Below are 12,200 nucleotides of genomic sequence, written 5' to 3' on the forward strand. Positions count from 1 at the left end.
AATCCTGTCACTCCAGCATATCTTCAGACAGGTTTTCTTTTTTCATACCGTTTAAGAGTTAGAAATTTCGACTTTATTTGCTAAGATGAACTCACTGAAATTCATTCTAAAGATTAAGCAAGGAGCGAAAGCATGCTGATCATCCCTGCAATTGACCTGAAAGATGGCAAATGTGTCCGTTTAAAACAAGGTCGTATGGAAGACGATACCGTATTTTCTGACGATCCGGTGGCAACAGCACAGCATTGGGTAAATGAAGGCGCTCGCCGCTTGCATTTAGTAGATTTAAATGGTGCTTTCGCAGGTACACCGATTCATAAGCCAGTGGTAGAAGCCATTGCCAAATCACAGCCAGAATTGCCTATCCAGATTGGTGGCGGAATCCGCTCACTGGAAACTATCGAGCATTATCTGGAAGCAGGTGTATCTTTTGTGATTATTGGTACAAAAGCAGTGCAAAATCCTGAATTTGTGGAAGAAGCATGCAAAAAATTTGCAGGCCATATTATTGTGGGTATCGATGCCATGAACGGCATGGTAGCAACCGATGGCTGGGCGAATGTGACTGATGTAAAAGCGACTGATCTGGCAAAACGTTTTGCGGATGCTGGCGTGTCTAGTATTGTTTATACTGATATTGCCCGTGATGGCATGATGCAGGGTGTCAACATTGAGCAAACTGTACATCTGGCACAATATTCAGGTCTGCCTGTAATTGCTTCAGGTGGTGTAACCAATATGGATGACGTGCGTAACCTGAAAGATCAGCCTGGCATTTTAGGTGCGATTACCGGTCGTGCGATCTATGAAGGCACTTTAAATCTACGTGAAGCACAATTATTGCTGGATGAACAAGAAGCGCTATAATAGCGTCTGCTGAAAAAGAGGTCTGTGAACCTCTTTTTTTATTGTTCAATTTTTTTGATCCTCTCTCCCATGTCGACATCTGTTTCCCAAACATCCTCTACCTGGAGGACGAAAGTTCCTCAACTTGCTCTGATCCTGATTACGATTATCTGGGGCGGCAGTTTTATCACCGTACAATATGGTCTGAATTTTAGTAGTCCGGTGATCTTTGTCGGATTACGTTTTGCAGCAGCGGCAATTGCCGTAACTCTGCTGTCGCTGAAGCACTTGAAAGGCATGACACTTAAAGAAGTGGCAGCGGGTGCCATCATCGGGGCTGTAATTGCAATCGGTTATGGAACCCAAACGGTGGGCTTGCAAACGATTAGTAGCAGTGAATCGGCCTTTCTGACTGCGCTGTATGTTCCCTTAGTGCCTCTACTGCTGTGGCTACTGTTCCGTAAAAAACCATATTTCATGACCTGGGTCGGTGCCCTGTTTGCCTTTCTCGGTCTGGTGTTTTTAACCGGTAATGGCTTTGGTGCCATCCAGCTGAATTTTGGTCAGGCGCTGACTTTGCTCGGCTCGATTGCCATTGCGCTTGAGATTATTTTTATCAGTCATTTTGCTCCGAAGGTGAATACCCGGCGTGTCACCGTGCTACAACTCATTTTTGCCTCGCTATTTTGTTTTCTGATGGCACCGATACTGGGTGAATCTCAGTTACCTGGCTTCCACTGGCATCTGGCAGGTATTTTGGTCGGTCTCGGTATCGCCAGTGCCTGTATTCAGCTGGTGATGAACTGGGCACAGGAAATGGTAGATCCTTCCCAAGCTGCAATTATTTATGCCGGTGAACCGATCTGGGCAAGTTTATTTGGACGTATGGCGGGAGAACATTTGCCTGCGCTGGCACTTCTAGGCGGATTGATGGTGGTACTTGGGGTGATTGCCAGCGAATGGAAGCCAAAGTTTTTTAGAAAAGAAAAAATAGAAGAGTTGAAGGAAGATCTTTCCTAAGCTTATGAACTCCCCCTCTTAGAAAAGGGGGAGTTTTTTATCTAGAGAAATAAATATAGCTAATCTTATTTGGTATACATCGGTCGATTGTCATTCAGACGCATAATGCCGCGAATCGCGCGATAGACAATCCAGATCCAGGAAACAAAGACCACAACCAGACAGAAAGTGGATGCACCAAAAGCAACCCCTGCAAACAGGTCCGGATCTTCATGGGTAAAGAACAGGAATAGGAACGGCACAAAGGCTACAATATTCCAGAATAGATACCACCAGAAACTGCGGATTTGCCAGGTAAAGTGGCTTTCAAAAATCGAGCCTCGTACATCCGAGCGCTTCACATAGTTAATAATCAGTGCAATCACTGCCAGCAAGCCACCACTAAAAATGGCCACGATATATAAGATATAAAGAATCAGGGTTAGCGTGCGATTTGAGTCTTTATCAATTGAATAGTTCATCTACGCTCCTGTGGTTGTTTCTAGATATTCAGGCTGTTAAAGGGAGAAATCAGCCATATAATCAAAATGATGTTAAAAGCTATAGTACAAAAATAAATTTGCCGGAAGGGTTGTTTTTGTGTTTTATGACGTAATTTTTGCTGTGCCAGCCAGGCTGCCGGCCACCCTCCTAGAAATGCCACCAGATGCAGGGTATTTTCTGGAATACGGCGATTGCCCAATTGTGCCGCTTCCTTATCCTGGGCATACAGCCAGTAACTGAGGACATTCATCAGGCTCACCAGTAACAGGACCATTCCACTCAACAAGCCAGCTAAACTGAGTCCCGCCAGTACCAAAATATAGGCCACAGAAGCAACCTGCATCGGTTGCAGTTTTTCTTGCTGATTTCGGCCTGATATTTTAGTTTTTACTTTTGCCGTTTTGGTTTGTGATGCTTTCAGGTACATAACCTGCTGGGCACGATAACGGCCCTGCTCGTCCAGAATCACCAGATAATCTAGCGCACAACCAACAATTGGCCGTGGACCGGGACGGGCAAAATCCTTGATATGCAAAAACACGCGATCTTTGGTTGGATCATTCGGCTGAATAAAGCCATAGCCTTTGTCATCAAACCATTCTACTAAACGTCCCTGATCGCGCATTTTGCCTGTTCCTGTTTATTTTAAATTTAAACTGTTACGAATTTTAAACGTTCAATCAGCATGTTACGCATCTCTTCCGGATTTTTTTGCAGAATATCTTCACCGGTGCGGCCTTCAGCCGCATTTTTCTGTGCCACTTGTAAACGCATCATCCAGAAACGACCCGCAGCCATTGCCAGGTAAAGCTCCAGACATGATTTTTCATCCTCAGTCAATGGACGCACAGTTTCATAGGCTTTTAAAAAGGCATTGGCCTTTTCTTCATTTAAAGTAACTTCCGGATAATTGGTACAGAAGTCATTTAAAGTAATTGCAATATCAAACAGGAATTCATCTTTATTCAGCTCGTAAAAGTCCAGAATACCTTTCAGTTGGTCACCCTCAAACAGGGTATTGTCACGGAACAGATCCGAATGGATAAAGCCACGTGGACGATCCGGATATACTGCGGTTAAAGCTTCATACAGGCCCAGAAGTTTACCCAGTAAGACTTTATCTGCTGCGTTCAGACTCGGTTTAATTTCCTGTGCTACGTTATACCAGTAGGCATGGTCACGGACAAAGGCGCGCTCAAGTTTAAAATCTTTCAGTGCGACATGCATTTTGGCCTGAGCAATGGCAATCGCTTCCGCCTGCGCAACGGTAGATGGCATCGGATGCTCGCCCATCATGCGTGGTGCAATTTGTGCCGGCTTATTTTTTAGCGTATGAATGGCTTTGCCTGAGTGGGATAAAGGCACCGGTACGGCCAGACCTGCCTGACCCAGATGCTGCAAGACCGGCACCAGTTCTCCAGCGGCCTGTTCATCCATATCTTCAAAAACGGTCAGCACATATTGCTGGTTTTCGCAGACCAGAAAATAGTTCGTATTCTGGATACCTCCTTGAATGGGAATCAGATCAATCACCTTAAGTCCATAAGGTGCTGCGAAATCCTGAACTTCCTTTAAAGTCAAAGTGGTATAAACCGACATAGAAAACCTGCGAAAAAACTTACATATTTTTGCTAGAATACCGTTTCCATCTACCAAGGTGTAGCGCTTGCGTGGGTGAGTTTCATAATCGGCTGTAATAATTGGAAAAATTTATGCTAGCTAAACGTATTATTCCTTGTCTGGACGTCGACAACGGTCGCGTAGTCAAGGGTGTTCAGTTCCTTGATATTCGTGATGCGGGTGACCCGGTAGAAGTGGCACGCCGTTATAATGAACAAGGTGCCGATGAAATTACTTTCCTTGATATTACCGCTACACATCATGGACGCGACACCACTTACCGTACCGTTGAGCGTATGGCTGAATCTGTATTCGTACCGCTTACCGTAGGCGGTGGCGTGCGTAAAGTCGAAGATATTCGTCTACTATTAAATGCAGGTGCGGATAAAGTCAGCATCAACTCGGCAGCCGTCTTCAACCCTGAGTTTGTACAGGAAGCCTCACAGCGTTTTGGCGCGCAATGTATCGTGGTAGCGATTGATGCCAAAAAAACTGGCGAGAATAAATGGGAAATCTTTACCCACGGCGGACGCAAACCGACCGGCATTGATGCCCTGGAATGGGCAGAAAAAATGGCCAGCTACGGCGCAGGCGAACTGTTAATTACCTCTATGGATGCCGATGGCACCAAAGCAGGTTATGACATTCCACTCATGCGTGCTATCAATGACCGCGTCACTGTACCAACGATTGCCTCTGGTGGCGTAGGCAACTTGCAGCATCTGGCTGACGGGATTATCCATGGTGGTGCCGATGCAGTACTTGCCGCCTCTATTTTCCACTTTGGCCAGCATACCATTCCTGAGGCCAAGGCTTATCTAGCTGCTCAAGGTATTGAAATGCGTCTTTAAACGACAGCCTTCAAATGAAAAAGAGCGTGAATATCACGCTCTTTTTTTATGCATTATTCTTAGAAATCATTTAAATTCTGGACAAAAAAAAGGAGTCTTGCGACTCCCTATAAAAACCAAGAAGAACTACAGCACTTGGTATCTTTGACATTTACAATATAACTCAATCTGTATGCAGGTTGATAAGACTTTCAATCATCAACAGACGCAAATATAGGTGAAATCCTGAGCGCAATATTGACAATATATGCAGAATTTATTGACAAATCACGACAGGGTTAACCAAAGTGAGAAATGGTTAATATTTTATGTGGCAGATTACTCGAATTTTAAGTTATTTAATCACGATCTTTAGCCCATTTAGCCGGGAAATAACGCTGGGTTAAGTGGGTTAAGCGCATAGAGATCTGTTCCGGCAAGACAATACCAAGGGGATTTTTCTCCTGTAAATCTGCTGAGGAAATCACCCGGGTTCCCATCAAATAATCAAACCAGGGCTTGGTTACACACCAGTTGGCGTCTTGGTTACTATTCATATGGTGATCATAATGCCAGGGAATTTTTTTTCTGGCCCATTCTGGCTCCAGATGTGCCCGCCGATGCATATAAAAATAATTGCCTGCACTATATAGCGTGGCCAGAAACATGCCCTTGGACAAGGGATAAAAAGCCAGCCCGAATACGCTTGCTGCGACGGCCAGTGAACCGATTTCATTGCGGATTCGCCAGTTTTTCAAACCTTCCACATAGGCATAATCAGAAAATCTGGTCTTGCGAACTTCACGATGATGTTCCCAATGTGAACGCATGCTGTCCGGCACTGGGCTATAACGTGTCTGCCCTGCCCGATGCGTACCATGCAGTACATATTTATGCGCAAACCATTCAAAGCCATTGGCTACGACCAGTCCTGCTAGAAAGCCTTTCCACATGATCTTTTCCTCCCTGTTTGTTTACACTATAGGTCAAACAAAGGGCTAGATATTGACCGATAATTTCAATATCATTGACAAAAAACGACAGAACAAAAGAATTAAAAAATGCACGTTCCCCAAGATTATGTCGGTTCGGTATATGGTGGTTTAGGACATTTGCTTTTGGACTATTACCAGCTCAAACAACTGGACATCCCCAAGAAATTATTTGCGATCCAGAACCTGGAGCGTTTTGATTATATTCTCTGGCGCGATCTGCTCAGCCAGCTGGACCAGGAGTTGCAGCGGCCGGCACTCGGCCTGGAAATCGCGCAACTGGTGCAGGCCAAACATCTGGGTATTATTGGCTATCTGGCATTATCCAGTGAAACGCTGGGCGAAGCCTTTATGCGTTATCATGACTATCATCGCCTGATCTATGATGGCAGTCCTTTACAGGTCAGTCTGGATCGAGATTACCTGTCCATTTCCTGGAGCGAGATTCCGTTTAAAGTGAGTACGCAACTCACAGATGAGATTGCTATCGCGCTCATGACTGAATTTATTCGCTCAAGCATTCTTGACCAGCATCAACTGCATCTGCATGAAGTCCATTTTCAGCATCCGGTCAATAAAAATATTGCGGTCTATGAACAGTATTTCCGCTGCAAGGTCCGTTTTGGACAGGCCAAAAATCAGGTATTGATTCCTGTGAGTGAAATGTCTACGCCTTTAAAGAAAGGTGATCAGACCTTACAGAAATTACTGATGCAACAGGCAGAAGCGGTGCTGGAAAAACTTCCGAACTCCACCCAGATTGATCAGCGCTTGCAACAGGCGATTCTGGTGGGTCTGCAGAAAAATATGTTCCAGATTGAACATATCGCCAAACAGATGAATTTTTCTGTACGTCAGCTACAACGTTACCTGCAAAAACAGGGCCAGACCTATCAGCAGCGTATGCAGGAAATCCGCTGCATGATGGCCATGCAATATCTGAAAGACCCTCATCTGAGTCTGCAGGAAATCAGCATGCTGCTTGGCTATTCTGAGCAGAGCGCATTTCAGCGTGCCTTCAAGCAGTGGACGGCTCAAACACCACAACAATGGCGCTCAGAATATCTAAAAACCCAGGTGCAGGAAAAATTTCTGGACTATCCTGCTACCGCAAAGATTAATGTCCCATATCAGATTTAAAAGTTTGAATAAAATAAAAAAGCTCCTCATCAAAGGAGCTTTTTTCTAGCCAGAATAGTGATTAAGAAATTTCTATAAAAATGGATTTTCAATTTCATCTGCATCATTGCGTTCAATTTTTTCTGGCAGATCCGGTGTTTCTTCGAGTTGCTGCACAATATCATTTAACAGTGCCTGCAAGACTTTGGCTGCCTTGAGACCAGCCTGGTCTTTAGTAATTTGCAGATTGCCATACAGACTGACACGGTCCAGATCATTCTCAACTGTCAGATCATGAATCGCATGCGATTCGGTTCCATTTTCAAATGCTTTAAACATTAATTTCTACTCTGTTTTATTATTTTTACTCACCTGTCTTCAGCATGCTACCTGAAGCCTGCTTTTTACAGCAAGCTCCTTTTCACTATTTCAGCAGCTGTAGGATGTATTGCAACAAGGCCTCAATCAGCTGTTTAACAATCGTGTCCTGGGTATCATGATCGATCCCGTTCTTATTGACTGATGAGCTGGTATTGCTTGTACTGGCTGAACTTGAGGCTAACGGTTTGAACTCACGCTGCAGTTTTTCTAGATCTTCTTTCGGCACATCTTCAGCACACTGGCTTTCTGCATCCCAATTCGAATAGGCAATTTTCTGGTTGGCCTTCACAGCATTTGCAGTCAACGGCAGATGATAGGTATTGCGTTTCTGTTCTTCAGTTAACTGAGGAAACAGGTTAATGCCGAGCTGCTCTTCCAGATAGCAGACACTGACAATGCGAACCTTGAGCGAATTATCATTAGGTGCATAGTAGGCACCAATGGCACCAGTTTTCGGCATGTAGATCGCTTTATACACGGCAGTTGGTACAATTACACCCTTGCCAATAGTTTTCAGCTTTTTGGCAGCAAAGACCGGCCCGGTCACTACATATACGTCCTGCTTCTGCTTGGTCACAATGGCACGTGTTGCTTCTTCCAGCTCACGCCAAACCTGCTGATTGTTCTTTGGTGCCTGCGGGACCATATTGGCCAGCGAGAAACTGTCAGACTGTGCAGCTTTATTTGGCATATCTGCATTTGGCGCCATATGGCCACGGTCATAGCCTGAACCCCGGTAGTCAGCCAAAGTCGCACGATGAGCAGCATTTAGTCGTGTTTCTTCATGGAAGTTGTCTTCACGTGGAATTTTCTGGCTCAGACGCTTCGGTGTTAAGGCCTCCGCCACCCAAAGTGGCGTTTTGGATACCCCAGAATAACCCACATTAAAGCCATTAAAACACAGTGAATAACTGTCTTTTTTCAGGCTGTCTTTCATTAAGTAAGGCGGGATGTCCCGGTAAAATTGTTCCAGACAGCTCGAATTCGATGTAGACGGCAGAGAAATCCACTGACTGATTTTTTCCTGGCCAAACGCAATCGCGAAACTCCCGGAAGCGACCATTGCCAGGATCACTTTCACGCTATTTTCATTAAAAAACTGAAAAACTGAATTCTTCGACTTACGCTGCTTCTTTGCCATGCTACACGTGCTTTTAAGATCAAAATCGGGGGTTTTGCGAGCTTAACAAGCCATGTATATGAAGTATATCTTACCCTCTTTATTTGCCTAATAATTACACAATCCACCCCTATATTCTTAAATCTTGTAACAAAGTGTCGTTTTTTTAGTGAGCTTTCAGCGCGGTTTTTTAACCTTTAAGTAGCTTTGATTGTGACCTCGTCTTGAGTGTGCAAAGCTATTTGACTACTCAAATTACGTACAATTATTAGCAATGGAGTTAATTTATGAATTCCAAACTATCTAAGTTATTAGGTCTCGGAATATTTACAAGTGTGATCAGTGCCGGCGCATTCGCTGAGCCTCCTGTACAAGCGGGTGAAACACTTGAAAGCTTATCTAAAGCTAAAATTAGTACCACTGTAAATGGTCAGCAAGCCTCACTGGAAAGCCTGGTGAATTCTGGACAGATCCGTCTGGTAAACCAGCCAATGTCTGCACCCGCTCAGCCAGGCCAGCAGCCACAACAATCAATGCCAAATCAGCCAATGCCAACACCAGGCATGCCTGATGCACCTGTTGCACAACCAGAAATGCCGGATACCAATCCAGCTCCAGCCAATCTTGAGTCTGAACCAGCAGCGCCTGCTACAGAACAGGAAATGACTATGGGTGAAGCTGTAGAGCAACCAGCTCTTGAAGAACAGCAAGCTGCTGCACCTGAAGCAGCTGCGATGACTGGGCAAACTGAAATTGCGGTAGAAGCTGAAGCTGATCCTTCAGTAGATGCACCTTTAAACGCCGCCCCTGAAATGCCGGTTGAGACAGAAGCAACAGAACAATAATTTGTTATAAAGCTTTCTAAATTCTCTTCCCTAAAAAAACCAGAGCCTAGCTCTGGTTTTTTTATTTTTACATCTCGATCTGGCTACCCAGTTCAACTACCCGGTTGGTCGGAATCTGGTAGAAGTCGCTGACCGGACTGGTATTACGCTGCATGGAAACAAACAGTTTTTCTCGCCAAGGTGCCATTCCCTCTCCCACCGTATGCATAATCCGTTCCCGGGAGATAAAGAAACTGATCTGCATCAGGTCATATTCAAAGCCCCATTCTGCATACGCATGCTGCAATGCTTCCGGGATATTTGGCTGATCCTTAAACCCGTAATACATTGTCACTCGATAAAAATGCTCACTGAGTTTTTCCAGTTTAATCCGTTCTTCATCACCTACAAAAGGAATATCCCGGGTAATGACTGTTACCAGAATATTGCGCTCATGTAGCACCTTGTTGTGCTTGATATTGTGCAACATCGCATGCGGCACAATGGTCGGAGTTCCGGTCAGGAAAATCGCTTCACCCGGCACAAACTTGGTGCCTCCCCCAATTGAGATACTCTTAATAAACAGGTCAATTGGTAGCGCATCTTTTTCCAGACGGTTCAGGACCAGTGCACGACCATCTTTCCAGGTCATCAGAATCGTAAATAATGCCGCCCCGAGCAGGATCGGCACCCAACCACCTGAGGCAATTTTTAAAGACGTTGAGGCTACAAAAACCAGATCCAGTATCAGGAATGGCGTGGCAAATAACACCACTTTCCAGATTGGCCAGCGCCAGAAACCATAAGCCAGAATGCTGATTAAAATGGTGCCACAGAGCATGGTCATAGTGACTGCGACCCCATAAGCACTTGCTAAGCGGGCGCTATTTTCAAAGAGTAAAATCAGAATCACCACGGAAATAAACAGCATCCAGTTAATGAAGGGTAGATAAATCTGACCACGCTCTTCGGCTGAGGTATGTTTTACGCTCAGGCGTGGCAAATAACGCAGTTGAATGGCCTGATTCACCATGGAGAAGACCCCGGTAATCACCGCCTGTGAGGCAATCACAGCAGCTGCCGTTGCCAAACCAATCATTGGATATAGGCTCCATTCCGGAAGCAGCATATAGAAAGGATTTTCCAGTGCTTCAGGACGGCGCAGCAACAACGCGCCCTGCCCAGCATAATTTAGTAACAGACAGGGCAACACAATAATAAACCAGGCCAGACGAATCGGCAGGCGACCAAAATGCCCCATATCGGCATAAATGGCTTCACCACCAGTCATGGTCAGAATCACGGCGCCCATGGTCAAGAAGGCTACAAAAGGCTGATCGACCACAAAATGATAGGCCCAGTATGGATTCACCATGGCCAGTACTGTCGGGGTCTGGATAATACTCCACAAACCGAAACCACCAATTGACAGGAACCACAGTAAAGTCAACGGACCAAAAAATTTGCCCATGGTTCCGGTACCATGACGTTGTACCAGAAAGAGTCCCGCAATAATCCCGATCGATAAAGGCTCTAACCATTGATTAAACACAGGTGTGGCAATACTCAGCCCTTCAATTGCAGATAATACGGAAATCGCCGGGGTAATGATCCCGTCACCAAAAAACAGCGATGCCCCAATAAAGCCGAGCGCAATCAGGTAAATTTTCTTGTCATCAGAAATGCGTGTGGTTCGCAAGTTGAGAGCCAGTAAGGACATGATCCCGCCCTCACCGTTGTTATCGGCACGCATGATAATGGTGACGTATTTGAAGCTCACCGTCAGCATGATGCACCAGAAGATCAAGGACAAAATGCCCAACACCGAAGCTTCACTAATGGCAAGGTGCGACGTTAGGAAACATTGGCGTAGTGCATACAATGGACTGGTTCCAATATCTCCAAAAACAACCCCAAGCGCAGCCAGCGTAATTACCGGGAGAGCTGCTTTTTGTGCAGTGCTTTGCATATATCGTCTTCGTTTTTAACAAGCATTTTTGCGAATCATAGCATTGCGCTCAAAGTTTTTCCGCAAATCAATTGTTTCAAGCTTGGCAGACTGGCTTTTTTTCTATATCATCCACGGCCATGGTGAGGTGTCCGAGTGGCTGAAGGAGCACGCCTGGAAAGTGTGTATACGTTTATAGCGTATCGAGGGTTCGAATCCCTCTCTCACCGCCAAATATCATTATCATGTCGCCACATGATGTCTCAAAAGGTTTAAATCTAAAGGGTTTAAGCCTTTTTTGTTGCCGAAATTATTAGGGAATGGATTAAAAATAAAAGAATAACTATACAAGTTACATAAATGATGCCGGATGGCTGTTGAATGACACTGAGGAATATTCGAGCATGATCCTATCTTGGTAAAAAATGATGGATCGCTATGAAAGATGATGAAAAACCCCTAAATTTTGATGATGATAATGAGCCTCTGGATTTCGAAGATGAGGAGTTCACTGACGATAAAAAAGAGGATGAAATGTACAATCCGATCACCAAAGATGGATCAAGTGTAGATCCTGCGGATGATGGCACACGTCATCTTCGTCCTGAAGATGGTGATCCGCTAGAAGTCGAGCCTTAAGCCCTAGCCCAATTTTATATTGGGCTTTTTTATAGTCTAAAACCTTAAAAGTGAGCATCTTGGACAGATGAATTGAAAAAGGATAATTCATTTTACTGGTTATTTTTGAGATGAGTATTGCTTGCCTTTTCTTTTGATAGATTTAAAGATGTAAGGATATAGGTTGGGATATATTGAAATAAATTCTCTGGATAAAACCATGATATATCCATTTTTATTACTTTCTTAACTTTATGTTCTTCTTTTAGTTTAGGCTCTAGACTAGCAGATTTACACTTAATTTTACCTAATGAGGTTCCACAGCTCAGTTGCTAACTCATTAGGTTCCCTCATCCAACGCCATTCAGTTTCTTTAAGATGATAATCAAAGTACTCTTT

The 12,200-nt window shown here is 44.6% G+C and carries 13 protein-coding genes, 1 tRNA gene and 1 pseudogene; 7 read left to right on the forward strand and 8 right to left on the reverse strand.

Annotated elements, in window-relative coordinates:
• Nucleotides 1–132: 132 nt before the first annotated feature.
• Nucleotides 133–867, forward strand: a complete 735-nt coding sequence (hisA, locus tag FTV12_RS13250; protein ID WP_005232592.1) for a 1-(5-phosphoribosyl)-5-[(5-phosphoribosylamino)methylideneamino]imidazole-4-carboxamide isomerase — start codon at nt 133–135, stop codon at nt 865–867.
• 69 nt (nt 868–936) lie between these two features.
• Nucleotides 937–1,866, forward strand: a complete 930-nt coding sequence (locus FTV12_RS13255; RefSeq protein WP_180034196.1) for a DMT family transporter — start codon at nt 937–939, stop codon at nt 1,864–1,866.
• A 65-nt stretch (nt 1,867–1,931) separates the two neighbouring features.
• On the opposite strand, the gene FTV12_RS13260 is transcribed toward FTV12_RS13255, so the two are convergent.
• Genes FTV12_RS13260 through FTV12_RS13270 form a run of 3 tightly spaced genes read right to left on the reverse strand, consistent with a single transcriptional unit; the run spans nt 1,932 to nt 3,948 of the window.
• Complete coding sequence (locus FTV12_RS13260; RefSeq protein WP_004781593.1) at nt 1,932–2,327, reverse strand: hypothetical protein; 396 nt, start codon at nt 2,325–2,327, stop codon at nt 1,932–1,934.
• Nucleotides 2,328–2,347: 20 nt separating this feature from the next.
• A complete protein-coding gene (locus FTV12_RS13265; protein WP_180034197.1) occupies nt 2,348–2,974 on the reverse strand; it encodes a DUF1294 domain-containing protein in 627 nt (208 codons plus the stop codon).
• Between the two features lie 26 nt (nt 2,975–3,000).
• Nucleotides 3,001–3,948, reverse strand: coding sequence for a homoserine kinase (locus tag FTV12_RS13270; protein ID WP_180034198.1), 948 nt, complete (start codon nt 3,946–3,948; stop codon nt 3,001–3,003).
• Nucleotides 3,949–4,061: 113 nt separating this feature from the next.
• Here FTV12_RS13270 and hisF point away from each other — a divergent pair, with 113 nt between their 5' ends.
• Complete coding sequence (gene hisF, locus FTV12_RS13275; RefSeq protein WP_004781588.1) at nt 4,062–4,820, forward strand: imidazole glycerol phosphate synthase subunit HisF; 759 nt, start codon at nt 4,062–4,064, stop codon at nt 4,818–4,820.
• A gap of 338 nt (nt 4,821–5,158) precedes the next feature.
• On the opposite strand, the gene FTV12_RS13280 is transcribed toward hisF, so the two are convergent.
• Complete coding sequence (locus FTV12_RS13280; protein ID WP_179991945.1) at nt 5,159–5,752, reverse strand: hypothetical protein; 594 nt, start codon at nt 5,750–5,752, stop codon at nt 5,159–5,161.
• A 108-nt stretch (nt 5,753–5,860) separates the two neighbouring features.
• Between FTV12_RS13280 and FTV12_RS13285 the strand changes: the two genes are divergently transcribed.
• Entirely contained in the window at nt 5,861–6,931 is a 1,071-nt protein-coding gene (locus tag FTV12_RS13285; RefSeq protein ID WP_180002503.1) for an AraC family transcriptional regulator, read from the forward strand.
• A gap of 72 nt (nt 6,932–7,003) precedes the next feature.
• Here FTV12_RS13285 and FTV12_RS13290 read toward each other — a convergent pair whose 3' ends face one another.
• On the reverse strand, nt 7,004–7,249 hold the full coding sequence (locus tag FTV12_RS13290; RefSeq protein ID WP_180002502.1) for a hypothetical protein: 246 nt from the start codon (nt 7,247–7,249) through the stop codon (nt 7,004–7,006).
• Nucleotides 7,250–7,334: 85 nt separating this feature from the next.
• Nucleotides 7,335–8,432 (reverse strand): DNA/RNA non-specific endonuclease, encoded by a 1,098-nt coding sequence (locus tag FTV12_RS13295; RefSeq protein WP_159123712.1) that lies wholly within the window; start codon nt 8,430–8,432, stop codon nt 7,335–7,337.
• A gap of 266 nt (nt 8,433–8,698) precedes the next feature.
• Here FTV12_RS13295 and FTV12_RS13300 point away from each other — a divergent pair, with 266 nt between their 5' ends.
• Nucleotides 8,699–9,256: a hypothetical protein gene (locus FTV12_RS13300; RefSeq protein ID WP_180034199.1), complete on the forward strand. Its 558-nt coding sequence runs from the start codon at nt 8,699–8,701 to the stop codon at nt 9,254–9,256.
• 67 nt (nt 9,257–9,323) lie between these two features.
• Here FTV12_RS13300 and FTV12_RS13305 read toward each other — a convergent pair whose 3' ends face one another.
• On the reverse strand, nt 9,324–11,204 hold the full coding sequence (locus tag FTV12_RS13305) for a potassium transporter Kup (RefSeq protein WP_180034200.1): 1,881 nt from the start codon (nt 11,202–11,204) through the stop codon (nt 9,324–9,326).
• 121 nt (nt 11,205–11,325) lie between these two features.
• On the opposite strand from FTV12_RS13305, the gene FTV12_RS13310 reads away from it, so the two are divergent.
• Nucleotides 11,326–11,416: transfer RNA gene (locus FTV12_RS13310), tRNA-Ser, on the forward strand.
• 205 nt (nt 11,417–11,621) lie between these two features.
• On the forward strand, nt 11,622–11,822 hold the full coding sequence (locus FTV12_RS13315; protein ID WP_004781578.1) for a hypothetical protein: 201 nt from the start codon (nt 11,622–11,624) through the stop codon (nt 11,820–11,822).
• 282 nt (nt 11,823–12,104) lie between these two features.
• Here the strand turns inward: FTV12_RS13315 and FTV12_RS13320 are convergent.
• A pseudogene (locus FTV12_RS13320) lies at nt 12,105–12,200 on the reverse strand (IS1595 family transposase); the annotation flags it as partial.

Source organism: Acinetobacter sp. YH12233, from assembly GCF_013417725.1.
Classification (GTDB): Bacteria; Pseudomonadota; Gammaproteobacteria; order Pseudomonadales; family Moraxellaceae; genus Acinetobacter.

What these genes read in the sequence shown, in the direction of transcription:
- hisA (WP_005232592.1), top strand. Translation starts at nt 133, where the DNA reads ATGCTGATCATCCCTGCAATTGACCTGAAAGATGGCAAATGTGTCCGT.
- FTV12_RS13255 (WP_180034196.1), top strand. Translation starts at nt 937, where the DNA reads ATGTCGACATCTGTTTCCCAAACATCCTCTACCTGGAGGACGAAAGTT.
- FTV12_RS13260 (WP_004781593.1), bottom strand. Translation starts at nt 2,327, where the DNA reads ATGAACTATTCAATTGATAAAGACTCAAATCGCACGCTAACCCTGATT.
- FTV12_RS13265 (WP_180034197.1), bottom strand. Translation starts at nt 2,974, where the DNA reads ATGCGCGATCAGGGACGTTTAGTAGAATGGTTTGATGACAAAGGCTAT.
- FTV12_RS13270 (WP_180034198.1), bottom strand. Translation starts at nt 3,948, where the DNA reads ATGTCGGTTTATACCACTTTGACTTTAAAGGAAGTTCAGGATTTCGCA.
- hisF (WP_004781588.1), top strand. Translation starts at nt 4,062, where the DNA reads ATGCTAGCTAAACGTATTATTCCTTGTCTGGACGTCGACAACGGTCGC.
- FTV12_RS13280 (WP_179991945.1), bottom strand. Translation starts at nt 5,752, where the DNA reads ATGTGGAAAGGCTTTCTAGCAGGACTGGTCGTAGCCAATGGCTTTGAA.
- FTV12_RS13285 (WP_180002503.1), top strand. Translation starts at nt 5,861, where the DNA reads ATGCACGTTCCCCAAGATTATGTCGGTTCGGTATATGGTGGTTTAGGA.
- FTV12_RS13290 (WP_180002502.1), bottom strand. Translation starts at nt 7,249, where the DNA reads ATGTTTAAAGCATTTGAAAATGGAACCGAATCGCATGCGATTCATGAT.
- FTV12_RS13295 (WP_159123712.1), bottom strand. Translation starts at nt 8,432, where the DNA reads ATGGCAAAGAAGCAGCGTAAGTCGAAGAATTCAGTTTTTCAGTTTTTT.
- FTV12_RS13300 (WP_180034199.1), top strand. Translation starts at nt 8,699, where the DNA reads ATGAATTCCAAACTATCTAAGTTATTAGGTCTCGGAATATTTACAAGT.
- FTV12_RS13305 (WP_180034200.1), bottom strand. Translation starts at nt 11,204, where the DNA reads ATGCAAAGCACTGCACAAAAAGCAGCTCTCCCGGTAATTACGCTGGCT.
- FTV12_RS13315 (WP_004781578.1), top strand. Translation starts at nt 11,622, where the DNA reads ATGAAAGATGATGAAAAACCCCTAAATTTTGATGATGATAATGAGCCT.